The sequence below is a fragment of the Clostridium sp. NSJ-145 genome (assembly GCF_021044725.1).
Classification (GTDB): Bacteria; Bacillota; Clostridia; order Clostridiales; family Clostridiaceae; genus Clostridium; species Clostridium disporicum_B.
The window spans coordinates 37,954-60,741 of record NZ_JAJNOS010000001.1 but is presented as its reverse complement, the minus strand read 5'-3'; the positions used below and the strand labels follow the sequence as shown (position 1 = coordinate 60,741).

Below are 22,788 nucleotides of genomic sequence, written 5' to 3'. Positions count from 1 at the left end.
TTAGAAGTTTATAAGATGATAATAATTTAAAGCCAGCATAAGCTGGCTTTATTAATAAAGAATTATTTTGAATTTACTTTTTTTCTAAGTTAAAAGAATTTAATTCTGACGGTTCAGTGTAAAGTGTGTAATTTGTATGATATATTACCATACCAGGCTTTGAACCAGCAGGTTTTTTTAGATTTCTGACTAAAGTATAGTCTACAGGAACTTTTGATGAAGTTTGTGCTTTGCTATAGTAAGCAGCAAGTGTTGCACCTTCAATTAATGTTTTATCAGGAACATCTGTTGAGCAAATAATTACATGAGAGCCAGGTATGTTTTTTGTATGAAGCCACATATAATTCTTATTTGCAAATTTTAAAGATAAATAATCATTTTGAATGTTATTTTTACCTACAAAAATATCAATTCCTTCAGAAGAAACAAAATGCAAAGGCTTTGAAGCTTTAGATTTTTTATCATTTTTATTTGACTTTCTATTTCTTATATATCCTGTTGAGATAAGCTCATTTTTTATATCATCTATTTCAACATAGCTTTCACAATTTTGTATATTAGTTAATACGGAATAAAGATATTGAAGTTCTTCTTCATTTTTCTCTAATTGTTCTAATGAAGATTCTTCAGATTTTTTTAGTTTATTATATTTTTTATAATAACTTTGAACATTCTCAGAAGGAGATTTATTAGGATCTAAAGGAATTTTCATATACTCTTCATTTTCGCTATAAAAGTTTAAAAGTTCAATAGAAGAACTACCAGCTTTTATTGTATAAATATATGAAGTTAATAAGTCGCCCTTTATTTTAAAATCATCTTTTCCTTCACATTTTTTTAGTAATGAATTAAGTTTTTCTTCTTTCTTTAAGCATCTATCTATATTAGTAGTTAGAAGTTTTTGAATATTGATAGATCTGCTTTTTATACGCTCCTGCTTATCTTTCTCTATGTAATATTTATCCATCATTAAGTGAGGGTTTTCAAATACAAGAGAATTGCTTTCATTTTCTATATTAGTTAATTTGATAGAAAATAAATCTATAAAATCTCTATTACAATCAAGTGTAATGTTAAATACAGAATTATTTACAAGAGTAGTAGACATATCTTTCATAAAATTATAAATAATATCTGATTTTATATCACTTTCTGATTTAGAATATTCATAATAAAAGTGGTGAGAAAGTGGCTTACTGATTCCAGTAAAAATTGATGAAAATAAATTTGCGTCAAAAGGAATATCATTTTTTTCTAAGTAAGCTTCAAGTTCATCTTTAGAAAAATTAAAAGGATTAAGTTTTTTGGATTTAGGAGGATATTTATAAGTAACTCCAGGATAAAGAATTCTATAGCTATTTACATCTGCACCAATATGTTTTATACATTCCATTACTTTATTATCTCTTTGTCTAACTAATGTAATATTACTATGACGTCCCATAATCTCAACTACAAGTATATAGATACTGTTAAACCCTAATTCATCTGTAGCTTCTATATATATATTAAGTAATCTATCACCATCAACTTGTTCAACCTCAAGTATTCTTCCACCTATTAAATATTTTCTAAGTACCATTGTAAACATAGGTGCTTGAAGAGGATTAGTTTTACTAACTTCTGTAAGATGAATTCTAGGATATTTTGAAGAGGCAGAAATCAAAAGTTTAACATTTTTTCTGTCTTTTCTTAATGTTATAATAATTTCATCTTTTTCTGGTTGATTTATTTTATCAATTTTTGAATTTGTTATTGATTTTTTTAAATCTTGGACTAAACTATATAAGTAGATACCATCTAATGCCATAAATGTTTTCCTCTCTTTTTCTGTTTTAAGGATAGTATAACATTATTATGCATAGATGTTCAAGGTAACAAGGGGTAAGGTATAAGTAAAAAAAGTTATAAGAGATTATATGTATTTAAGATATAACTTAAATGTGGGGGATAGTTTATAAGTAAATGAGGTAAAGATGAAAGTGAAAAGTAATAATTTAAAGTTTGTAGTAATAGTTATATCTATAATTATGCTAATGTTTGGGTGTGCAGAGAAAGAAAAGGAAAGGGAAACAGGAGAAGAAAAAGAGAGAATTACATTAAGTCAAGGTGCTTATAGGAACTTGGAAAGTAATAGTATATATTCTTTAAATGAAGATAATATCTATGAAAAGATAGATACAGACGAGTTGGTGATTTCATATAATAGTGAAAGTGGAAATTATATTTTTATCCAAGATGATGATGTATTTATTAAGTACTTAGGTAAAAATATTAAAATTAATGATAATAAGATAAAATCACCTAAGTTATCTAATGATGGAAAATATATATTTTATTTTTGCGATAATGGAATATTAGAACCAAAAGTTATTGATTTGGAAAATGAAACAGAAGTAATTATTGATAATAAGGTTATGATTTCAGGTCAATTTGCTGATTGGGTAGCAGATAATACACTTATTTATTATGGAATAAGAAATGAAGATAAAAAAAGTGGAATTTTTACGTATGACTTATCAAATAAAACAGAAGAGCTAGTATATGAAATAAATAAGGGATATGTTTCATTTTTAAAGGCTATAGACGATGAAGTTGTGTTTATAGAAGATAATATGGAAAATAGGAAAATATTAATTTCCTTAGAAAAAAATAATAGCTTTGAAGAAATTACTGAAAAAATAATAGATATAAAAGATATAATAAAAATAGATGAAAATATATACATATTAGGAAAAGTAAAAGATGATGTATATTCTATTTATGAAATTTTAGGTAATGATTTACATAGGGTAGTATATGATTTTCCGCTTATGATTAATTTAGAAAAAGGTTTATCTGTAAGTCCAAAGGGTGAATTATTGTTTATGGGAAGTAATGAAGATTATAATGAACAAAATATATACAGTTATTCTGATGGAACTGTAAATTTAATATCAAAAAGTAAAGGGAAATATACTTTCATTAATATGAATTAAGGGATTTTAGACTTTAAAGTCTGAAATCTTTATTTTTTTACTTTTAATATTAAAAGTAATGATTAAAGAAGTGATAAATTGGAAATTACTTTAAAGGGTGAAAAGATGTTGATAGACTTTGAAAAAATTAATATTAAAATTTTAAGAAAAATAACAAAAGACGATGCAAAGAGACTTAAGGCTATTCCTTATAGGAATGAAGGTGAAAAAATATATATTATTGCTTCTAATGTAAACCTAAACATTAAAAATGAATTGAAATTTATTTTTGATAAAGAATTAGAGATAAAAGAAATAGATGAAAATACTCTTTTTGGAATGATAGAAAGATTATATGTAGGTTTAGAAGATGATGTAGAAGAGATAATAATAAGAAAATCTATAGAATTAAATGCATCAGATATACATTTTGAACCAAGAGAGAAATTTACAGTAGTTAGAATGAGAATAGATGGTAAGCTTGTTATTACCAATATTTTAACATTAGAAGAACATTTAAAGATAATATCTAAGTTAAAGGTTAAAAGTAATTTAGATATTACAGAAAAAAGACGACCACAGGATGGTAAACTTACTTTTAAAGAAATGGATAAAAATTATGATTTAAGACTTTCATTTACTAACACAATATTTGGAGAAAAACTTGTAGTAAGAATATTATATGGGCAGGTTTTTAATTATAAATTGGAAAGTTTAAGATTAACTAAAAATCAAATGAAGAAGATTAAAGAAATAATAAAAGTGAGCAATGGACTTGTGTTAGTTAACGGACCAACAGGATCTGGCAAATCAACAACATTATATACAATATTACAAGAGGTAAATACAGAAGAGGTAAACATAACGACTCTTGAAGATCCCGTAGAAGTTGTTATGCAAGGTATAAATCAAATTGCTCTAAACAAGACTATTGACTTGAATTTTGCAGAGGCTTTAAGAAGCACATTAAGGCAAGATCCAGATATAATAATGGTTGGTGAAATTAGGGATGATGAGACTGCTGTAATATCTGCTACTGCTGCAATAACAGGACATAAGGTATATTCGACTATACATACTAAAACAGCAAGAGAGGTTTTCTTTAGATTAGAAGATATGGGAGTAAAGAATTATATTATAAAAGATTCTTTAGTAGGAATTATTTCACAACGTCTAATAAGGATACTTTGCGATGATTGTAAAGTATTAGAAGGTGAAATTGAGAGTGAAGGCAAAAAAATCAATGTATATAAAAAACGAGGATGCAGTAGGTGTAATTTTACAGGGTATAGAGGAAGAGCATTAGTAGCAGCTATACATCATATGAATAAAGAAAATAAACGGAAATTAGTTAATCTAAATGAAGATGATAGATTACTAAGTAATAAAGAGATGGTAGACAATTTGAAGGAACTTTTAAAAGATGGGCTAATTAGTTGTAATGATTATAATCTGTTTTTAGAAGTAGAGGAGATTGAGTTTGACAATGAGGATAAATACACTCCTAAACACAAAACATAGAGATTTACAGATAGTTATAGAAAATTTATATAATCTATATAAATCTGGAATACCTTTATTTAATTCTTTTGAATTGATGGAAGAATTACCTTTAACAAAAGAATATAAGAAAAGCATTACAGATATACGAGGAGACTTAGGGAAGGGTGAAGGATTATATTATTCTTTTAGCAAATATGATAGATTATATCCAAAATTCTTTTTATCTATGTTAAAAGTAGGGGAAGAGACAGGGAGATTAGGCGATGTTTTAAATGGGTTATATGTATATTACAAAAAGGTGAATTTGATGAAAAGAAGATTAAAAAGCTCTTTAACGTATCCAGCTATATTAGTGTTTATAACAATTTTATTAGTATGTTTTTTTGTAATGGTTGTAATACCGACTTTCCAAGATATCTTTATTTCTATGGAAAAGGAAATACCAAAAGTAATAGAACTTTCTATTTTATTAAAAAAATTTATTGATAAATCACCAATCTTATTTATAGTATTTTTCTCTTTTTGGGGTGTACTTGCACCGGCTACAGTTATTTTTTACTTCAGAAATAATTTAGCTAATATTATATATAAAACTCCTTTAATAAGAAGATTTAAAGAATATGTTTCCGTAGTTTTACTTTCTATAATTGTTAAAAGTGGTATTAGTTTATCTATAGGATTAGAACGTTGTATGGATATAGATTTATTAGGTGGAATAAAAGAAGATTTTAAATTTATTAATTTAGCAATTTTAGAAGGTAAGTCGTTAACGTTAGCTTTAGAGGGGACTTCTGGATTTACTAGGTATACATTAGCACATATAAGATTAGGAGAAGAGTGTGGGAACCTTGAAACTGTATTGACTACATTAGAAGATGAACTTTTTGATAGATTAAATACTGAACTTAATAGGATACTAGAGCTTATACAACCAATAACAATAGTATTTATAGGAGGATTAGTGATAAGCTTTATTTTAATAGTTATACTACCTGTTTTTGAAGGGTTGATTGGATAGAAGTATGAGAAAAAGAGGATATACATTGATAGAGGTTATAGTTGTAATAGCAATATTATTAGTAATTATGCCGATATTTATAAATGGTAAGTCAACATATAAACTTATTGATACTATTACATCAAAAAGTTTAAAGAATGATATAGCTAATATAATTAGTTTTGCTAAACACTATAGCTATAATACTGGAAATACTGGCAGATTAGAGATAAATACTTTAAGTGGAGAAATACTTTTTATAGATACAAAAAATGAAATTACAAAGAATATAATTGCGAAGGTAACTTTACCAAAGGGATATAAATTTGTATCTGATTTTAAAATACCTGTAAGTAGTAAAGGGGTAGTTTCTAGCAATTCTATAATTTTTAAAAGTTTAACTGGAGAATATCATGAAGTAACAATTTCAGTTGGGATAGATTTAGTAAATATTTATTAATAAAGGTGGATAAATGAAAAGAAAAGGTGTTACTTTGATTGAAACTATAGTAAGTTTGATGATTTTAATGATTGTTATAACATTATTTGTAGCGTTAGTTAAAGATTATAATATTAATCTTACTAGTAGAAAAACGAAAGAAAAATTGAGTAGAATAACATACTGTATTATGAATGAATTAAAGTATAACTGTACTAAGGAAAATATTATTTCACAAAGTAATGCTAACAAAATAGAATTGAAAAATTATGATAATATATTAGAGGATTTAAAATGTAAAGGTTTATTTGAAGTGGATAAAGGTAATGGAATCACTATTTCATTTTCTGATAATAGTGATGATAGCTTAAATGTTAAAATTTCAATTTATGAAGATGGGTTCACAGAAGAAAGGGAGTTTATAAAGTGGAGGTAGTTTATTGAAAGAAAAAAAGAATAAAAGAGGATTTACATTAATAGAACTATTAGTTTCTTTAGGTATTTTTACTATAATAACAACGGTATCTTTTAATATAATTATTTCTGCTACTAAAGAATACGTTCTATATATAAATAAAAGCACGGAATTAGATAATTTGGATAATTGTCTTATAAATATTGATAATATTCTTAGAAGTGATTATATAATAGCTATCAATGTAGAAGGGGACAAAATTGAGATTGTATCAAAAATGGTTCATAAAGGTAAAAGTATTAAGAAAAAGATTATATATAAAAAAGATAATAACTTAATGGTTAAAACTTTAATAAATGATGATTTAGATACTAGCACAGGAAACAATGTTCTTTTAAAGAATGTTAAAGACTTTAATGTTTTACAGAAAGATGAACTTATATATTTTGAAATTATTACAAAGAGTGAAGAGAGAAGAATAAGATGTATATAAAGAAAAAGAGAGGGTTTGCATTATTAGAAACTTTAATCGTTATAAGCATTCTAATAGTTCTTATATCCTTATATGCAAAACAAAACTTTGTAAACCTAAGAAAATCTAATTATTATGGGATAAAAGAAGATATTTTAACACTTAATAGTGAAGAAGAACAGTTGATAAAAGTGGCAGAAAATAAAATTTCTTTAGATATAGAGCTTATGAGAAAGCTAGAAGAAGAGGGAATAGAAGAAAAAATAATATATACTTCATCAAATGATAATAATTTATATATAGAGTTATTAGATAAGGATATATATTTGATTCATAAGAAAAATTTAGAGAGGAAATATAGAAAATTGGAATATGAGGTTGTAAGTGAGCCTGAAAAGATTAAATTAATTCCCACGAGATATATCACAGCATACACTAATAAATAGGAGAGTTTATGAATACTGTTGTTATAGAAAAGAATAAGTATGTCTATAAAGGTAAAATATATGAAGATAATGATATAGAGAGTCTGACAAGTAAATGTGGTAAAAATATTAGAGTAGTAATATTAGCAGAAAATCCATTAATAAAAATTTGTGAAAAGATAGATATAAATATTAATAAAGATATAGAAAAAGATATACAAAATAATTTGATTATTGATGAAGATACATTAGTGGATTACATTATTGATAAAAAATCAAAGAAAATATATATATATTCAATTAAACAGAGAAATAAAGTAAGTAGAATTTTATATAAAGCTGAAAAGATGCGTGTAGAACCTATTCAATATACTTTAATAAGCATTATAAAGAAAAGGTTTAAATATAAGAAAACCTATAAAGCTTTAGTTAAAATAAATAATTATTTATATTTTATTCGGGTTCAAAGTGGAATATTAATTTACTCGAAAACCATGGAAGAAAGAGAAGATACTTTACATAAGTTACTTCTTGAAGAATTAGTAGGAGAAGATTTATTAGTCGATATTAATTTGAAGGATATAATTATAGAAAGTATTTCAGAAAATGAAGTCGTTAAGGAGATTAATTTTATAAATTTGAAAGAGAAGGTAGAATATGAAATATCAAAAATATAAAGATTTTTTACCAGAGAATATTAGAGTAAAGAAAGTTAGTGAATTTGAGAGAAGTAATAAAAGAGCATTATTTCTGATGATTTTTTTAAATAGTATTTTACTACCTTTAAATTTAAATAAGATAAATTATGATAAAGATATAGAAGTATTTAGTGAAGATGATATATATTACTATGAAAATAAAATAAAAAGTATAAAAGAATGGATTAATATAAATGATGATTACTATATAAATATTTCAATACAAAACAACGATGGAGAAATATATTTAAAAGATAGAAAATTTGCATATAACATTGAGGAAGAAGGGTTTGATATAAAAGAGTATAAGAGGATAGAAGATAATATGATTTTAAGGGTGATAAAAAGATAATTATGATTAAAAGAAAAATGATTATTTATATTGTTATATTTGCGATAACTATTATACAAATTTGTTTATATTTTAATGAGGATAACAAAACAACAGAAGTTATTTCTAGTAATGAAGTTAGAGTAAAAGGAAATTTTAAAGAGATTGATATAGAGTTAAATGAAATAGAAAATTTAGAAGTATTAGAGTTAAAAGATGATGGAGAGATATGGAGTGGTAAAGTTTTATTGTCAGGTAGTAAGGAAGAAGTATTGAATAGTATAGAATTACTAAAAAATTATAATATAATTAATTATAAAATTGATGGAAATGTTAATGATTTTCAGGTTTTATTGGACATATGTAGATGAAATAATTAAAAATTCAACAGATATTTATGAAATAATTGCATTTCTTTAGTAATTTTGATAGAATATTTTTGTTGTGTCATTATGCAACAATATAGTTATGACTATTTATCGAGTTTTACGGTCATAATAATTATGAATTCAAGTTATTTGGAGGGAACTTATATGATATCAGCAGGTGATTTAAGAAAAGGTACTACTTTTGAATATGAAGGACAAGTTTTTACAGTAATCGATTTTCTTCATGTAAAACCAGGTAAAGGTGCTGCATTCGTTAGAACTAAGTTAAGAAACGTTATTTCAGGTGGAGTTACAGATACAACTTTCAACCCAACTGCTAAATTACAAGAAGCAGTAATAGAAAGAAAAGAAATGCAATACTTATACTCTGATGGAGAATTATACTACTTCATGGATCAAGAAACTTATGAGCAAATTCCACTAAACTATGAAAAAGTTGAAGATGCTATAAAATTCTTAAAAGAAAACATGTTTGCTATAATTAAATTCTACAAAGGAGATGCTTTCTCAGTTGAAGCACCAAACTTCGTTGAATTATTAATAACTCAAGCAGATCCAGGAATCAAAGGTAATACAGCAACAAATGCTATGAAACCAGCTACATTAGAAACAGGAGCTGTAGTTAACGTTCCAATGTTCGTTAATGAAGGAGATACTATAAGAGTAGATACTAGAACTGGCGAATACATGGAAAGAGTTTAATATCTTAATTAATGCTAAGTTCCTTAGAACTTAGCATTTTTTAATATCTATTTTTAATAATAAGTTGATAATAAATTTTACAAAAAGGGTATAATTTAGATAAGAGTATTAACTTTTAAGGAAGTGAAAGCAAGTGAGAGAGATTTTTGATGAAATAGATAATATCAAAAATAGTATAGAAAGTATACAAGATGAGAAATATAAAGAGTTATTCAATCAAATTTCTAATTTGTTAATTAATTTAAGTGATAAAGTAGAAGAAGTTATAGTTAAACAAGAGTCTCTAGAAGAGAATGTTGGATACATAGGTGAAGATTTAACAGATATACAAGATGAATTATTTGAAGAAGTAACTTTTGAAGACTTAATGGATATTGAAGATGAATATATTGAGATTAGCTGTAAATGTTGTGGAAAACCACTTTTTGTTGAAAAGGATGCTTTAAATAAAAATAATAATATTCCATGTCCATTTTGTAATAATAAGGCTAATTAAAAAGAAACTGCAAAGATTTGCAGTTTCTTTTTTTTATAAAAATATGTTATCTAAATAATAAAAATATTTTACATATTTTATTTATATTAAGAATAATTATAAAGTGTGTGAAATAAAAATTATATAGAACGGTGGAAGAGGAAGTGATTAAAATGGTTTATGGAGAAGAAGTTATAAGAATACTTCCTGAAAAAATTGCTAATGAAACAAAAAAATTTATAAGCGATGGAACTATACAAGAGATAAGAATAAAGGTTGGTAAACCAATAATATTAATATTATCAAATGAGGAGAAGGTATTAAATTATGTTACAACTAATGATGAAGTTAAAGGAATACTTGTAAAGATATCAAACTATTCTTTATATGCTTATGAAGAGGAAATAAAACAAGGATATATAACAATAAAAGGTGGACATAGAGTTGGGATAGCTGGAGAGTGTGTTATTTCTAATGGAGAGATTAAAACTATAAAAAATATATCTTCATTAAATATACGTATATCTAAAGCAGTTGTAGGATCAGCTAAGAAAATCATGCCTATTATAACTGGAGGTGACAGAATTTATAATACTCTTATAGTTTCTCCACCTAAGTGTGGGAAAACAACTATCTTAAGAGATATAGCAAAGAATATCTCAAATGGAGTATATTCTCTTGGGTTAAAAGGAAAAAAGGTTGTTATTATTGATGAAAGAAGTGAGGTAGCAGCTTGTTATAATGGAGTACCTCAGATGGATGTGGGTATTAGGACGGATGTACTAGATAACTGTTTGAAAAAAACAGGGATGATTATGGCGATAAGAAGTCTGTCACCAGATGTATTGATATGTGATGAAATAGGTACTTTAGGAGAAGTTGAAGCTCTTAATATGGCATTTAATTCAGGAGTAAATATAGTTGTAACAGTTCATGGTTTTGACATAGAAGATATATATAGTAGAAAAGTTTTTAAAGAGTTAATTGATGAATCAATAATAGAAAGAGTAGTGATATTAAGTAGTAGAAAAGGAGCAGGTACTATTGAAAGAATATACAAAATAGAAAGAGGTGAAATTAAATGTTTAGAATTATAGTTATTTTAGTGGTATTTCTAGCATGCATCTATATAGGATTCTATTTTGGAGAAGTGTTTAAACATAGAAGCGTAGAGCTTAAAGATTTCCAAAAGGCATTAATGCTTATGAATACTGAGGTCTTATACTCTAGTACACCGTTACCTACAGCGTTATTAAATATTAGCTATAAGCTTGAAAGTCCTTTTAGTAAAGTTTTTAAAGAAACAGCTGATATGCTGGAGGTTGGAGAGATATATAGCGTATATGAAGGATTCAATAAAAGTTATAATAACCATAAAGATGAGTTTCATTTAAAGGCAGATGATTTTAATATAATTAAAGATTTCTTCTTTTCATTAGGTGAATCTGGAGTTTATGGGCAGGAGAAAATTTTTAATTTAACTTCTGAAGAATTGAAAAGAAAATACCTTGAAGCTGAGGAAGAGTGTAAAGTTAATAGAAAAATGTATAGGGGTATTGGTGTTTGTGTTGGAGCAATAATAGCTATATTTTTCATATAAAAAGGGGGATATTTAAAAGTGGTGTTGGATTTTAGTTTATTATTTAAAATTGGAGCTATGGGGGTCTTATTGATAATAATCGATAAGGTTCTAAAAAGCGGAGGAAGAGAGGATATATCTGTATTAACTAATTTAGCAGGGATAGTAATAATCTTAATAGCAGTACTAAGTATAATATATAAATTATTTGATTCAGTGAAGACTCTATTTACTTTATAGGAGTATTTTATGGAGATTATAAAAGTAGTTTCTTTTGCTTTAGCAGCACTATTTATATTTATGCTTCTAGGTGAGAGAAAAAAAGAATTGGCAGTTTTGGTAGCTATTATCGCAGGAGCAATAATATTTTTAGCTCTAATAGATAAACTAAGCGAGATAATAAATTTTATTAATACTATTGCTGATAAAGCTAATATAGATATGGTTTATATAGGAATAGTTCTTAAGATACTTGCCATTGCATATCTTTCAACATTTTGTAGTGAGATATGTAAAGACGCGGGTGCTACAAGTATAGCATCTAAAGTTGAGTTTGCTGGAAAGATACTTATTTTAGCATTAGCTATACCGATACTGATGGCAGTATTAAATTCAATCCTTCAGATATTGTAGGTGTTAGATATGAATAAAAAAATAAAAAGAATATTTTTAAGTTTAATTTTTTCAATAATACTTTTCAGTTTTGGTTCAGTGACAAATATATCTTTTGCAGAAGATAATATAACATCAGTTCTAGGTAATGATGAGATACAAAGTGAAGTAGACAGCTTATATAATTATATAAACACTATGAAAAGTGATATAGAGCTTATGAATGAATTAGATCCAGTAAGTTATATTAAAGCTTATATGGAAGATGGTAAAGGGAATATTAGCTTATCAAAGATAGGGGGAGCTGTTGTAAGCTTACTTTTAAAGGAAGTCAAAAGTGTTTTAGGTTTATCTTTTTCGATTATTGCAATAGGAATAATTAGTGCATTGCTAAAAAGTCTGCAAGAAGCATTTAATTCAGAGGGAATATCTGAAGTAGCTTTTTATGCCTGTTATGCTTTAATGATAGTAATACTTACAAAAACCTTTTTGATATCTTTAGATATGGCGAAGGATGTTATAACAAATGTAGTGGAATTTATGAGTAAATTGTTACCTGTATTAGTTTTGATGCTAGGTGCAGCTGGTGGATTAACTCAAGCAGCTACAATGGATCCTATAGTTTTAGGTGCTACAATTTTAATTCCACAACTATACTTAAATATAATAATACCACTTATTTTATCAAGTTTTGTATTGCAGTTTGCAAACAATATGACTAATGGAAGTAAGTTAAGTAATTTATGTGATATAGCAAAAAAAAGTACAATATGGATACAGGGAATAATAATAACAATATTTATAGGATTGTTAACGGTTAGAGGAATTACATCTTCTACGATTGATGCTGTTACTTTAAAAACAACAAAGTTTGCTATTGATAACTTTATACCTATAGTTGGGAAATCATTTTCAGATGCTATATCATCTGTAGCTGGTTATTCGTTGATTATAAAAAATGCTATAGGATCAATAGGGCTTATAGTAATTATACTTATAATATTGTACCCGATAATAAAAATAGTTTTATCATCTATAATATTCAAATTGTCTGCATCTCTTTTAGAACCAATAGCAGACAAGCGTATAACAAAATCTATAGCGGCAGCAGGAGAATCGTTAACATTGATAATGAGTTGTGTATTATGCGTTAGTTTAATGTTCTTTTTACTGATTGCAATGATGGTACAAGCAGGAAAATTTGTAATAGGGGGATAGTGTATGGAGTATATTAAAAGCTTTATAATTGCATTAGTTACAACAATAATATTTATAACCTCAGTAGAAATGATAGCTCCAGATAAACCTATTAAAAAATATATAAAGTTTGTTTTAAATTTGGTCCTTGTTTCTGTATTGTTAAATCCTATTGTTTATCTTTTTACAAAAGGGGAAGGGGAAATTATAGGAGCTATTGAGAAATACGAACAAATTTTATCTCAGGGGACAATTTCAAATGATAACAGTGCAGTTAATGATACGAGGGTAGAGGCTTTTAAGGAGAATTTAAACAAAAACTGTGCAATGCTTCTAGAAGATAAGTTTGATGGTAAAAAATTTGAATGTGATGTTATATGCACAGTTGATTTAGAAAATATGACATATAATATTGAAAAAATAAATGTTGGAGTAAAAGATAACAAAATAAAACTTATAGAGAAGATTAAGATAGATACAAGTAAAAGTACTGAAGTTATGTCATCAAATGAAGAGATAGAAGGTAGCGAAGAAATAATCGATTACTTGACAGAAGAACTTAATGTTTCTAGAGAAAAAATAGAGGTATATAAAGTGGAGAGGAGTGAGTAAATGGATAAAGAGAAACTTAATAACGAACTAAAGAAAATAGTTAATAATAAAACTTTTTTTAATGCACTGGCAGTTTTACTTGTTATAGCATTTCTATGGTTAGCTTATACTGCATTTTTTACTGGTAGTAGCAATGAAAAATCAAGTTTAACTCCAAAAGGTGCACAAGAAGTAACTGTAGAGGAAGCTGAAATAAGTAAAGAAATTTTAGATTATGAAGCTGAACAAAAGCAAGAACTGCAAGATATACTATCTAAGATGGAAGGTGTTGGGAAGGTGGATGTTAAGATGCACTTTGAAAGTGGAGAAGTAAAGGTTCCAGCGTATAATTCTACAACACAAACCGCTGAAACTAGAGAAGAGGATTCACAAGGTGGAACACGATCTACAATACAAGAAACTGGAGGAGATACCGTTGTTATGTATTCTGATGGAAGTACTAATGAACCGTTTATAGTACAGACTTATAAGCCTAAGATAACAGGAATAATTATAGTAGCAGAAGGTGCAAGTAATAGTAAATTAAGATATGATATTCAAATTGCAGTTTCTACTTTATATAATTTAAGTTTAGACAAGGTTAATGTATATCCTATGGAAAACTAGCATATAATTTATAGAAAAATAGAAAATAGAAAAATGTATAGGGGGATTTTTAAAATGACAAAAAAACAATTTGGGATTATCTTTACACTTATGGCTTTGATAGTATGTGTTGGAGTATTATCAATGAAATTAAATGAAAGCGGATTAACAGATCCAACAGATTTAGGTGCAATGTTACTAGAAAATGATACAGAAGAACAAACAATGAGTACTCAAGATTATTTCTATAACCTAAGAACACAAAAAGCTCAATCTGATGCAAAAATTAAAGATGAGATGAAAGCAATTACTGAAGATGCAAGTGCTTCTCAAGAGGCGAAAGACATAGCAAATAATTCGTTAATTCAAAAAGCTCAACTTCAAGAACAAGAATCAAGAGTTGAAATGGGAATCATGAATAAAGGGTATGAAGATGCTATTTGTATGATAGATTCTAATAAGGTTACAGTATATGTTAAAGTAAAGGAAACTCCTACTACAGAGGAAACTGCTTTATTACAACAATTAGTTGAAGATATTACAACATTAAGTGATATACAAATAGAAACAAAGAAATAATTCGTTGTAATAGTAAAAGTATTTTGATATAATAAACATAAGAAAAAAGAGGTTTTACAAAAATGTAAACCTTGAGGAGGGTTTAATATGGAAAATGTTAAGACTGATTCAGCATTAGGAATCGTAAAGATTTCTGATGAAGTTGTTAGTGTAATTGCAGGAATAGCAGCAGAAGAAATTGATGGAATAATAGAGCTTCCACAAGGCGTTGGAAATAACATATCACAAATATTAAAAGGTAAGAAGAATAACTTAGGAAAAAGCGTTAAAGTTACTTTAGTAGAAGACAAGGCTGTTATTGACTTATCTGTAGCAGTTGAGTATGGAGTTAAGATTCCAGATGTAGTTAATAGTGTACAAGAAAATGTAAAGAAAACTGTTGAAACTATAACTGGGTTAAGTGTTGAAGCGGTAAATATAAGTGTTCAAAACATATATGTACCAAAGCAAGAACAAGAAAATCTAAAAGAAGATTAGTAAAACCCTCTGATCATCAGAGGGTTTCTCATTATTTAGAGAAATTTTAGTTAATAAATTGATTTATTATAGACACAAGTAAGATTATATTGTAATATACATATGTTTAATTAATAAATATAAGTTTATAATATTAATAAAGTAAGTGTTTATATAGATATAATATATGCATTAGTACTTAGGAGGAAATTATGAAAAGACAAAGATCAAGAGAAATTGCAATGGAATTATTATTCGGAATGGAATTAAGTAAAAATTCATATGAAGAAACAATAGAAAACTTTGTAGAAGACTATGAAATGGATCTTACAACTATAGATTTAGAGTATATTAAATCTACAGTGAAAGTTGTAACTGATAATTTAGAAAAGATAGATGGAATAATTACAGAATCATTAGTGAATTGGAAATTAGATAGAATTTCAAGAGTTAACCTAACAATACTTAGACTAGCTGTTGGTGAAATGCTTTATGTTGAAGATGTACCAGAAAAAGTTGCTATAAATGAAGCGATTGAGTTAACTAAAAAATACTCTGATGAAAAGAGCGTATCATTTATCAATGGTGTATTAGATAAAGCGTTTAAAAGTATTTAATTATATGAATAGGTGAGTAGGGGTATACATATGGGAGAAATAATTAAAGGAAAAAATATAGCTGATAAAATAAAACTAGATATATCGGAGTTTGTAAATTTTAGAAAAGCTAATAATTTAATAATACCTAAAATAGCATCTATTCTTGTTGGAGAAGATGGAGGGTCTATTTATTACATAAATAATCAGGAAAAAATATCTAAGTCATTAGGTGTTGGTTTTGATAAAATATTATTCCCTAGTTCTATTTCAGAAGAAGAATTAATAAACGAGATTATAGATTTAAATAATAGAGAAGATATTAGTGGAATAATACTTCAATTACCTTTACCAAAAGAAATGAATGAGAAAAGAGTTATTTCTAATATTTCAGCAGATAAAGATATTGATTGCTTAACATATGAGAATGTTGGAAAGTTATATATGGGAGAAAAATGTTTTCTTCCATGTACCCCAAACTCAGTTATAAGAATTTTAAAGAGTTTAGATATTACTTTAGAAGGTAAAAGAGCTGTAGTAATTGGGAGAAGTAATATTGTAGGTAAACCTCTAAGTACATTATTATTAAATGAAAACTGTACAGTTACAGTATGTCATTCGAAAACTAAGAATTTAAAAGATGTTTGTAAGGAAGCCGATATATTAATTAGTGCTATTGGAAAGCCTAAGTTTATAGATGATGAATTTGTAAAAGATGGAGCCATAGTAATTGATGTTGGGACATCTTCAGTTGATGGGAAAATAACAGGAGATGTAGACTTTGATAAAGTTATTGATAAAGCATCATTTGTAACACCTGTTCCAGGAGGAGTAGGAGCATTAACTACCACTTTACTAATAAAAAATTCATGTGAGGCATTAGAGAAAGATGAAGATTAAGACATTATCTGTATCAGAAGTAAATAACTATATAAAAAAAATATTGGATAATGACTTTATTTTAAATAATCTCTCTGTAAAAGGGGAGATTTCTAATTTAAAGCTTCATTCAAGTGGACATATATACTTTTCGTTAAAAGATTCTGCTGGCAAGATAAACTGTATAATGTTTAAAAATAGAGCTTATGATTTAAGATTTCCTTTAGAAGATGGAATGGAAGTTGTTATAAGAGGTAGAGCTTCTGTTTATACAGCTAGTGGGACATTTCAAATATATTGTGATGAAATTGAAAAAGAAGGTATAGGAGAACTATACGTTAAATTTGAAAAGTTAAAGTCTAAACTAGCAAAAGAAGGATATTTTGATGAAGATTTAAAAAAAGATATACCTAGAGATATAAGATCAATAGGTGTAGTAACATCTGAAACAGGAGCAGCTATACAAGATATAAAGAATGTTATTAGAAGAAGAAATACATTAGTGGATATAATGCTTTATCCAGCTCAGGTTCAAGGAAATGGAGCGTACAAGACAATAATTGAAGGTATAAAGTATTTTAATAGAAAAAAGAATGTAGATGTAATAATTATTGGTAGAGGTGGAGGCTCCATTGAAGAGTTATGGAACTTTAATGAAGAAGAGTTAGCTAAAACAATATTTAATTCTAATATTCCTATTGTGTCAGCCGTTGGACATGAAGTAGATTTTACCATATCAGATTTTGTAGCAGATATAAGAGCAGCAACGCCATCACAGGCGGGGGAATTGGTAGCTCCTTTAGAAGAAGATATATATAAGAGAATAGAAATTAACAAATATAATCTAAACACAATAATGCAAAGAAAATTTGAAATAGAAAAAAATCTCTTAGAAAGTTATGATGAAGTATTAAGATTAAAATCCCCTTTAAATAAGATTGTAAATGGATATTTAGAAGTTCAAAACTTAAAAGAAAGATTAGATTTTAGTATTAAGAATAAGATAGATAAGGAAAAACAAAAATTAATATCTTTAAATGAAATTCTTCAAGCTCGTAGCCCTATAAATATATTAAGAAAAGGATATGCTATAATTAAGGATGAGAATGATAATATCTTAAAAAATGTAGAGGATTTTAGTGATAAAGAGGAGATTAATATTACTTTAAGGGATGGATATGTTAAAGGAAGCTTTATCTTGACAGAAAGGGGAGGAGATTTATAATGGCAAAAAAAGAGAGTTATAATGAGATGTTAGAAAACTTAGAAGATATTCTAAGAAACTTAGAGAATTCTGAGCTTACCCTTGAGGAATCAATGAAGGAATATGAAAAAGGTAGTAAGCTTATAAATAAATTATATAAAACATTAAATACATTAGAAGGTAAATTTATAAATATTAAAGAAGAAAATGAAGCGGTGAATAGTGATGAAGAATAAAGAGATTAGGGAATCGCTTAATGATTATTTGAAAAATTATTTTAATGATAAAGGCAATTATAATAAGATAATATATGATTCAGCTAGCTATAGCTTAAATATAGGTGGTAAAAGGATTAGACCTATATTAATGATATTAAGTTATAGTATGTATAAGAATAATTGGAAAGATATTTTACCTGTAGCTGCAGCTATGGAGATGATACATACGTATTCATTAATTCATGACGATTTACCAGCTATGGATAATGATGATTTAAGAAGAGGGATGCCAACAAATCATAAAAAATATGGTGAGGCAATAGCTATATTAGCTGGTGATACGCTATTAAATGAGGCTATGTCATTAATGATGAGCTTTGCACTTAAAAATGGAGAAAATGCTTTAAAAGCAGCAATTGAAATAGCTGAAGCTGCAGGACCAGAAGGCATGATTGGTGGCCAAGTTGTAGATATTGTAAGTGAAGGAAAGAAAGTCTCAAAAGATGTATTAAATTATATGCATTTAAAAAAGACTGGTGAACTTATAAGAGCATCGGTTGTAGTTGGAGCGATGCTTGCTGGAGCTAATGAAGATGATAAAAATAAACTAAATGAATTTGGACAAAAATTAGGTTTAGTTTTTCAAATAAAAGATGATATACTTGACGTAGAAGGCAATGTTAATAAGTTAGGGAAAAATACATTAAGTGATGAGAATAATGATAAAACAAACTTCATATCACTTTATGGATTAGAATATTGTAAAATAGAATGTAAAAAGTTAACGGAGAATTGTATTGATATACTTAAGACTCTATCTGTTGATGCTAGTGATTTAATTAAATTAACATATGAGTTGTTAGATAGAGAATATTAAACAAAGGAATGGTATGTATGGGAAATATATTGAATAATATAAAGTCTCCAGATGATATTCATAAGTTAAGTAGTAAAGAATTATATAAATTGTCCGAAGAAGTTAGAGAATTTTTAATAGATAGTGTTTCAAAAACGGGAGGACACTTATCTTCTAATTTAGGGGTAGTAGAATTAACTTTAAGTCTATACAAATCATACAATCTTGAGAAAGACAAGATTGTATGGGATGTTGGACATCAAGCTTATGTACATAAAATATTATCAGGAAGAAAAGAAAAGTTTGACACTTTAAGAAAATATGAAGGATTGTGTGGATTTCCTAAAAGATCTGAAAGTAAATATGACGCTTTTGGAGCAGGGCATAGTAGTACATCTATTTCAGCAGCTATAGGAATGGCAAGGGCTAGAGATGTATTAAAAGAGGATTATGATGTTGTAGCAGTTATTGGTGATGGAGCATTAACAGGGGGAATGGCTTTAGAAGCACTTAACGATGTAGGATTTAATAAAACCAATCTTACTATTGTGTTAAATGATAATCAAATGTCTATATCAAAAAATGTTGGAGGATTATCAAATCACTTAAACAAACTTAGAGTTGGACCTGGATATAATAAGTTAAAAGAAGACATAAATTCGACCTTAAATGGCTCAAATGTTGGAAAAGCATTAAGTCATTCTATACATAAAGTTAAAGATAGTATAAAGCAATTATTAGTACCATCAATGTTTTTCGAAGGGATGGGAATAAAATATATAGGACCAATAGATGGACATGACATTAATATGATGAACGATGTTTTAACAAAAGCTAAGCGTATTAATGGTCCAGTTATTATACATGTAATAACTCAAAAAGGAAAAGGATATGAATTCGCTGAGAAAAATCCAAATAAATATCATGGAGTATCACCTTTTGACTTAGAAAGTGGAGAAACTAATATAAATCCTAAAAAGACTTATTCAAAAGTTTTTGGAGATACTATGATGGAACTTGCTGAAGTTGACAATAGAGTAGTAGCTATAACAGCAGCAATGCCTGACGGAACTGGATTAAAAGAATTTTCAAAAAAATATCCTAATAGATTTTTTGATGTAGGAATAGCAGAGGAGCATGCAACAACTTTAGCAGCTGGTATGGCAAGTGCCGGATTAAAACCTGTATTTGCGGTTTATTCAACTTTCCTACAAAGAGCATTTGATCAGATAATTCATGATGTATGTATACAAAATTTACCTGTAGTTTTTGCAATAGATAGGGCAGGAATAGTAGGAGAAGATGGAGAAACTCATCAAGGAGTTTTTGATTTATCATATCTTTCGCAAATACCTAACTTAAAGGTTTTAGCACCAAAGCACTTAGAGGAATTATCATTAATGCTGAAATGGGCTATAAATCAAAATGGACCAGTGGCTATAAGATATCCTAGAGGTTCAGATTGTTGTGATGAAATTATACCTGTAAGTGAAATAAATTGTGGAAAGTGGGAAAAGATTATAGATGGAGAGAATGTTGCAATCATAGCTACAGGAAAAATGGTTCAGCATTCACTAATTGCTAGAAGCAAGTTATTAGAACTTGGATATAATCCAACTATAATTAATGCTACATTTATAAAACCTTTAGATTTAGAAATGCTAAATGAATTAGTGCAAAAAGGATTTAATATAGTTACTATTGAAGATAATATAGTAAACGGTGGATTTGGTTCATATGTACTTATGGAATTAAATAAATTAGGATTTAAAGGTAGATTTAGATCATTAGGATTTAAAGATGAATTTGTACCACATGGAGATGTTACAAATCTTTATAAGGATGCAGGATTAGATCCAAAAGGAATAAAAGATTGCATAGTAGAGATACAAGGATAAAGGAGATAAAGATGTCATCAAAGAAAGAAAGATTAGATATACTTTTAGTTGAGAAGGGCATATGTAATTCAAGAGAAAGAGCTAAAACTAATATTATGGCTGGATTAGTTTTTGTTGATGGACAGAGAGTTGACAAAGCTGGAGAGAAAGTTAACAGAGATGCTGAAATTATATTTAAAGGCGAAGAGTTAAAATACGTAAGTAGAGGCGGATTAAAGCTAGAAAAAGCAATGAATGAGTTTAATATATCATTAGATAATAAGGTATGTATGGATATAGGTGCTTCTACTGGTGGATTTACAGATTGTATGCTTCAAAATGGCGCAGCTAAGGTGTTTTCAGTAGATGTAGGATATGGACAGTTTGCTTGGAAACTTAGAGTTGATGAAAGAGTTGTTTGTATGGAGAGAACTAATATAAGATATGTGACTCCTGAAGATATAGGAGATAAATTAGATTTTGCTTCTATAGACGTTTCATTTATTTCTTTAAGAACTATAATGCCTGCAGTTAAAAATTTATTAAAAGACAATGGTGAAGTCGTGGCTTTAATTAAACCACAATTTGAAGCAGGAAGAGAAAAAGTTGGTAAAAAGGGTGTAGTTAGAGATAAAGAAGTACACAAAGAAGTTGTATCCAACATAGCTAATTATTTAATAGAAAATGACTTTAATATAATTGGCATGAGTTTCTCACCTATTAAAGGGCCAGAAGGAAATAGAGAATATCTTGTGTATTTTTCAAAAGATAAAGAAAAAGAATCAGATTTTAGTTTAGATAAAATTAATGATATAATAGAAGAATCACATAGCCAGCTATAATAGCTGGCTTTAGGTATAGGAGAATTAAAAAAGGAAATATTATGAGAAATATTGCTATAGCGTTAAATCCTTCAAAAGATAAAGATGGGAAAATACTAGAAAAGATATTATTAAAATTAAATGATGTATTCTTAGATTCTAAAATTACAGTTTTAAATAGTTTTGATATAAGTTCTATTAATATTGATGAAGAGCTTGATTTAATTATTGTATTAGGTGGAGATGGAACTATTTTAGGTGTAGCGAGGGATATAAACGACAAATACAATTATCCTATTTTAGGAGTTAATATCGGTAATTTAGGATTTCTTGCAAGTATAGAAATAGATAATTTAGATTATGCTTTGAAAAAAATTAAAAATAATGAATTCATAATTCAAGAAAGAATTTTATTAGAGTGTGAAAGTAATATAGAAGGTAATTTTGAAGTGAATAAGGCTTTAAATGATATAGTTATAGCTAGAGGGACATTATCTAGAATGATGAAATTTAAGGTGTTTATAGATGATAAGTTATACTATACTTTTAAAGGTGATGGACTAATAATTTCTACTCCAACAGGATCTACAGCATATTCATTTTCAGCAGGAGGTCCATTTGTTTATCCAGATATGGACGTAATTACAATCATACCTATTTGTCCGCATACTAAGAGTATGCAACCAATAGTTTTAAATAGTAAAAGTAAAATTGAAATTAAAGCAGATAGTTATAGTGAAGAGATATACTTGACTTTTGATGGACAAAAATCTTTAAAAAATATTGATAAAAGTATTATTAAAATAAAAAAAGCAAAAGAAAATGCAAAAATATTACTATTAGATGATTATGATTATTTTAAGGTGTTACGTAAGAAAATCTTAAATAATCAAGTAGAAGGGGAGGAAAATTAG

The 22,788-nt window shown here is 27.3% G+C and carries 30 protein-coding genes; 29 read left to right on the top strand and 1 reads right to left on the bottom strand.

All coding sequences use genetic code 11. The features are described from left to right. Positions 1-73: 73 nt before the first annotated feature. Complete coding sequence (locus LQE93_RS00365; RefSeq protein WP_055265868.1) at positions 74-1,810, bottom strand: Rqc2 family fibronectin-binding protein; 1,737 nt, start codon at positions 1,808-1,810, stop codon at positions 74-76. 166 nt (positions 1,811-1,976) lie between these two features. Between LQE93_RS00365 and LQE93_RS00360 the strand changes: the two genes are divergently transcribed. The 29 genes from LQE93_RS00360 (at position 1,977) to LQE93_RS00220 (ending at position 22,788) form a co-directional block, all read left to right on the top strand. Further along, positions 1,977-2,978, top strand: coding sequence for a hypothetical protein (locus tag LQE93_RS00360; RefSeq protein WP_055265866.1), 1,002 nt, complete (start codon positions 1,977-1,979; stop codon positions 2,976-2,978). 78 nt (positions 2,979-3,056) lie between these two features. After that, complete coding sequence (locus LQE93_RS00355; RefSeq protein ID WP_231071617.1) at positions 3,057-4,478, top strand: GspE/PulE family protein; 1,422 nt, start codon at positions 3,057-3,059, stop codon at positions 4,476-4,478. Then, positions 4,444-5,478, top strand: a complete 1,035-nt coding sequence (locus tag LQE93_RS00350) for a type II secretion system F family protein (RefSeq protein ID WP_055265864.1) — start codon at positions 4,444-4,446, stop codon at positions 5,476-5,478. The genes LQE93_RS00355 and LQE93_RS00350 overlap by 35 nt, the downstream gene beginning before the upstream one ends. After that, positions 5,471-5,917: a type II secretion system protein gene (locus LQE93_RS00345; protein ID WP_055265862.1), complete on the top strand. Its 447-nt coding sequence runs from the start codon at positions 5,471-5,473 to the stop codon at positions 5,915-5,917. Before LQE93_RS00350 ends, LQE93_RS00345 begins: the two co-directional genes overlap by 8 nt. A gap of 13 nt (positions 5,918-5,930) precedes the next feature. Beyond that, positions 5,931-6,332, top strand: a complete 402-nt coding sequence (locus tag LQE93_RS00340) for a type IV pilus modification PilV family protein (RefSeq protein WP_055265860.1) — start codon at positions 5,931-5,933, stop codon at positions 6,330-6,332. 4 nt (positions 6,333-6,336) lie between these two features. After that, entirely contained in the window at positions 6,337-6,804 is a 468-nt protein-coding gene (locus LQE93_RS00335; RefSeq protein WP_055265858.1) for a type II secretion system protein, read from the top strand. Then, positions 6,795-7,229 carry a prepilin-type N-terminal cleavage/methylation domain-containing protein gene (locus LQE93_RS00330; RefSeq protein ID WP_055265856.1) on the top strand — a complete coding sequence of 145 codons (435 nt, stop codon included), beginning with the start codon at positions 6,795-6,797 and terminating at the stop codon, positions 7,227-7,229. Before LQE93_RS00335 ends, LQE93_RS00330 begins: the two co-directional genes overlap by 10 nt. Before the next feature lie 8 nt (positions 7,230-7,237). Then, positions 7,238-7,885, top strand: a complete 648-nt coding sequence (locus LQE93_RS00325; RefSeq protein ID WP_055265854.1) for a hypothetical protein — start codon at positions 7,238-7,240, stop codon at positions 7,883-7,885. Then, on the top strand, positions 7,866-8,258 hold the full coding sequence (locus tag LQE93_RS00320; RefSeq protein WP_055265852.1) for a hypothetical protein: 393 nt from the start codon (positions 7,866-7,868) through the stop codon (positions 8,256-8,258). Before LQE93_RS00325 ends, LQE93_RS00320 begins: the two co-directional genes overlap by 20 nt. A gap of 2 nt (positions 8,259-8,260) precedes the next feature. Next, positions 8,261-8,608 carry a hypothetical protein gene (locus LQE93_RS00315; protein ID WP_055265848.1) on the top strand — a complete coding sequence of 116 codons (348 nt, stop codon included), beginning with the start codon at positions 8,261-8,263 and terminating at the stop codon, positions 8,606-8,608. A 162-nt stretch (positions 8,609-8,770) separates the two neighbouring features. After that, positions 8,771-9,328, top strand: a complete 558-nt coding sequence (gene efp, locus LQE93_RS00310) for an elongation factor P (protein WP_186838557.1) — start codon at positions 8,771-8,773, stop codon at positions 9,326-9,328. Positions 9,329-9,461: 133 nt separating this feature from the next. Next, positions 9,462-9,824: a CD1247 N-terminal domain-containing protein gene (locus tag LQE93_RS00305; protein WP_055265844.1), complete on the top strand. Its 363-nt coding sequence runs from the start codon at positions 9,462-9,464 to the stop codon at positions 9,822-9,824. A 152-nt stretch (positions 9,825-9,976) separates the two neighbouring features. After that, entirely contained in the window at positions 9,977-10,900 is a 924-nt protein-coding gene (gene spoIIIAA, locus LQE93_RS00300) for a stage III sporulation protein AA (protein WP_055265842.1), read from the top strand. Further along, positions 10,885-11,403 (top strand): stage III sporulation protein SpoIIIAB, encoded by a 519-nt coding sequence (gene spoIIIAB / locus LQE93_RS00295; RefSeq protein WP_055265840.1) that lies wholly within the window; start codon positions 10,885-10,887, stop codon positions 11,401-11,403. Before spoIIIAA ends, spoIIIAB begins: the two co-directional genes overlap by 16 nt. Before the next feature lie 21 nt (positions 11,404-11,424). Then, entirely contained in the window at positions 11,425-11,622 is a 198-nt protein-coding gene (spoIIIAC, locus tag LQE93_RS00290; RefSeq protein WP_055265996.1) for a stage III sporulation protein AC, read from the top strand. A 9-nt stretch (positions 11,623-11,631) separates the two neighbouring features. Beyond that, on the top strand, positions 11,632-12,015 hold the full coding sequence (spoIIIAD, locus tag LQE93_RS00285; protein WP_055265838.1) for a stage III sporulation protein AD: 384 nt from the start codon (positions 11,632-11,634) through the stop codon (positions 12,013-12,015). 9 nt (positions 12,016-12,024) lie between these two features. Further along, positions 12,025-13,212 (top strand): stage III sporulation protein AE, encoded by a 1,188-nt coding sequence (gene spoIIIAE / locus LQE93_RS00280; protein ID WP_055265836.1) that lies wholly within the window; start codon positions 12,025-12,027, stop codon positions 13,210-13,212. A gap of 3 nt (positions 13,213-13,215) precedes the next feature. Continuing rightward, positions 13,216-13,803, top strand: a complete 588-nt coding sequence (locus LQE93_RS00275) for a stage III sporulation protein AF (RefSeq protein ID WP_231071615.1) — start codon at positions 13,216-13,218, stop codon at positions 13,801-13,803. Then, positions 13,804-14,409 carry a stage III sporulation protein AG gene (gene spoIIIAG / locus LQE93_RS00270; protein ID WP_055265832.1) on the top strand — a complete coding sequence of 202 codons (606 nt, stop codon included), beginning with the start codon at positions 13,804-13,806 and terminating at the stop codon, positions 14,407-14,409. It begins immediately after the preceding gene. A 54-nt stretch (positions 14,410-14,463) separates the two neighbouring features. Continuing rightward, complete coding sequence (locus LQE93_RS00265) at positions 14,464-14,967, top strand: SpoIIIAH-like family protein (RefSeq protein WP_055265830.1); 504 nt, start codon at positions 14,464-14,466, stop codon at positions 14,965-14,967. A gap of 87 nt (positions 14,968-15,054) precedes the next feature. Beyond that, positions 15,055-15,444 (top strand): Asp23/Gls24 family envelope stress response protein, encoded by a 390-nt coding sequence (locus LQE93_RS00260; protein ID WP_055265828.1) that lies wholly within the window; start codon positions 15,055-15,057, stop codon positions 15,442-15,444. Positions 15,445-15,635: 191 nt separating this feature from the next. Next, a complete protein-coding gene (gene nusB / locus LQE93_RS00255) occupies positions 15,636-16,040 on the top strand; it encodes a transcription antitermination factor NusB (RefSeq protein WP_055265826.1) in 405 nt (134 codons plus the stop codon). Positions 16,041-16,070: 30 nt separating this feature from the next. Further along, entirely contained in the window at positions 16,071-16,919 is an 849-nt protein-coding gene (locus LQE93_RS00250) for a tetrahydrofolate dehydrogenase/cyclohydrolase catalytic domain-containing protein (RefSeq protein ID WP_055265824.1), read from the top strand. Next, a complete protein-coding gene (gene xseA, locus LQE93_RS00245; protein ID WP_055265822.1) occupies positions 16,909-18,123 on the top strand; it encodes an exodeoxyribonuclease VII large subunit in 1,215 nt (404 codons plus the stop codon). The genes LQE93_RS00250 and xseA overlap by 11 nt, the downstream gene beginning before the upstream one ends. Beyond that, complete coding sequence (xseB, locus tag LQE93_RS00240; protein WP_055265820.1) at positions 18,123-18,338, top strand: exodeoxyribonuclease VII small subunit; 216 nt, start codon at positions 18,123-18,125, stop codon at positions 18,336-18,338. Before xseA ends, xseB begins: the two co-directional genes overlap by 1 nt. Continuing rightward, positions 18,328-19,197: a polyprenyl synthetase family protein gene (locus LQE93_RS00235; protein WP_055265818.1), complete on the top strand. Its 870-nt coding sequence runs from the start codon at positions 18,328-18,330 to the stop codon at positions 19,195-19,197. Before xseB ends, LQE93_RS00235 begins: the two co-directional genes overlap by 11 nt. Before the next feature lie 17 nt (positions 19,198-19,214). Beyond that, complete coding sequence (gene dxs / locus LQE93_RS00230; RefSeq protein WP_231071614.1) at positions 19,215-21,074, top strand: 1-deoxy-D-xylulose-5-phosphate synthase; 1,860 nt, start codon at positions 19,215-19,217, stop codon at positions 21,072-21,074. Positions 21,075-21,085: 11 nt separating this feature from the next. Continuing rightward, complete coding sequence (locus LQE93_RS00225; RefSeq protein WP_055265814.1) at positions 21,086-21,895, top strand: TlyA family RNA methyltransferase; 810 nt, start codon at positions 21,086-21,088, stop codon at positions 21,893-21,895. Between the two features lie 41 nt (positions 21,896-21,936). Continuing rightward, positions 21,937-22,788 (top strand): NAD(+)/NADH kinase, encoded by an 852-nt coding sequence (locus tag LQE93_RS00220; protein WP_231071612.1) that lies wholly within the window; start codon positions 21,937-21,939, stop codon positions 22,786-22,788.

What these genes read in the sequence shown, in the direction of transcription:
- LQE93_RS00260 (WP_055265828.1), top strand. Translation starts at nt 15,055, where the DNA reads ATGGAAAATGTTAAGACTGATTCAGCATTAGGAATCGTAAAGATTTCT.
- xseA (WP_055265822.1), top strand. Translation starts at nt 16,909, where the DNA reads ATGAAGATTAAGACATTATCTGTATCAGAAGTAAATAACTATATAAAA.
- LQE93_RS00365 (WP_055265868.1), bottom strand. Translation starts at nt 1,810, where the DNA reads ATGGCATTAGATGGTATCTACTTATATAGTTTAGTCCAAGATTTAAAA.
- LQE93_RS00360 (WP_055265866.1), top strand. Translation starts at nt 1,977, where the DNA reads ATGAAAGTGAAAAGTAATAATTTAAAGTTTGTAGTAATAGTTATATCT.
- nusB (WP_055265826.1), top strand. Translation starts at nt 15,636, where the DNA reads ATGAAAAGACAAAGATCAAGAGAAATTGCAATGGAATTATTATTCGGA.
- LQE93_RS00220 (WP_231071612.1), top strand. Translation starts at nt 21,937, where the DNA reads ATGAGAAATATTGCTATAGCGTTAAATCCTTCAAAAGATAAAGATGGG.
- LQE93_RS00315 (WP_055265848.1), top strand. Translation starts at nt 8,261, where the DNA reads ATGATTAAAAGAAAAATGATTATTTATATTGTTATATTTGCGATAACT.
- efp (WP_186838557.1), top strand. Translation starts at nt 8,771, where the DNA reads ATGATATCAGCAGGTGATTTAAGAAAAGGTACTACTTTTGAATATGAA.
- LQE93_RS00225 (WP_055265814.1), top strand. Translation starts at nt 21,086, where the DNA reads ATGTCATCAAAGAAAGAAAGATTAGATATACTTTTAGTTGAGAAGGGC.
- spoIIIAG (WP_055265832.1), top strand. Translation starts at nt 13,804, where the DNA reads ATGGATAAAGAGAAACTTAATAACGAACTAAAGAAAATAGTTAATAAT.
- dxs (WP_231071614.1), top strand. Translation starts at nt 19,215, where the DNA reads ATGGGAAATATATTGAATAATATAAAGTCTCCAGATGATATTCATAAG.
- LQE93_RS00235 (WP_055265818.1), top strand. Translation starts at nt 18,328, where the DNA reads ATGAAGAATAAAGAGATTAGGGAATCGCTTAATGATTATTTGAAAAAT.
- LQE93_RS00250 (WP_055265824.1), top strand. Translation starts at nt 16,071, where the DNA reads ATGGGAGAAATAATTAAAGGAAAAAATATAGCTGATAAAATAAAACTA.
- LQE93_RS00320 (WP_055265852.1), top strand. Translation starts at nt 7,866, where the DNA reads ATGAAATATCAAAAATATAAAGATTTTTTACCAGAGAATATTAGAGTA.
- LQE93_RS00325 (WP_055265854.1), top strand. Translation starts at nt 7,238, where the DNA reads ATGAATACTGTTGTTATAGAAAAGAATAAGTATGTCTATAAAGGTAAA.
- LQE93_RS00330 (WP_055265856.1), top strand. Translation starts at nt 6,795, where the DNA reads ATGTATATAAAGAAAAAGAGAGGGTTTGCATTATTAGAAACTTTAATC.
- LQE93_RS00265 (WP_055265830.1), top strand. Translation starts at nt 14,464, where the DNA reads ATGACAAAAAAACAATTTGGGATTATCTTTACACTTATGGCTTTGATA.
- LQE93_RS00275 (WP_231071615.1), top strand. Translation starts at nt 13,216, where the DNA reads ATGGAGTATATTAAAAGCTTTATAATTGCATTAGTTACAACAATAATA.
- spoIIIAE (WP_055265836.1), top strand. Translation starts at nt 12,025, where the DNA reads ATGAATAAAAAAATAAAAAGAATATTTTTAAGTTTAATTTTTTCAATA.
- spoIIIAB (WP_055265840.1), top strand. Translation starts at nt 10,885, where the DNA reads ATGTTTAGAATTATAGTTATTTTAGTGGTATTTCTAGCATGCATCTAT.
- xseB (WP_055265820.1), top strand. Translation starts at nt 18,123, where the DNA reads ATGGCAAAAAAAGAGAGTTATAATGAGATGTTAGAAAACTTAGAAGAT.
- spoIIIAD (WP_055265838.1), top strand. Translation starts at nt 11,632, where the DNA reads ATGGAGATTATAAAAGTAGTTTCTTTTGCTTTAGCAGCACTATTTATA.
- LQE93_RS00350 (WP_055265864.1), top strand. Translation starts at nt 4,444, where the DNA reads ATGAGGATAAATACACTCCTAAACACAAAACATAGAGATTTACAGATA.
- LQE93_RS00340 (WP_055265860.1), top strand. Translation starts at nt 5,931, where the DNA reads ATGAAAAGAAAAGGTGTTACTTTGATTGAAACTATAGTAAGTTTGATG.
- spoIIIAA (WP_055265842.1), top strand. Translation starts at nt 9,977, where the DNA reads ATGGTTTATGGAGAAGAAGTTATAAGAATACTTCCTGAAAAAATTGCT.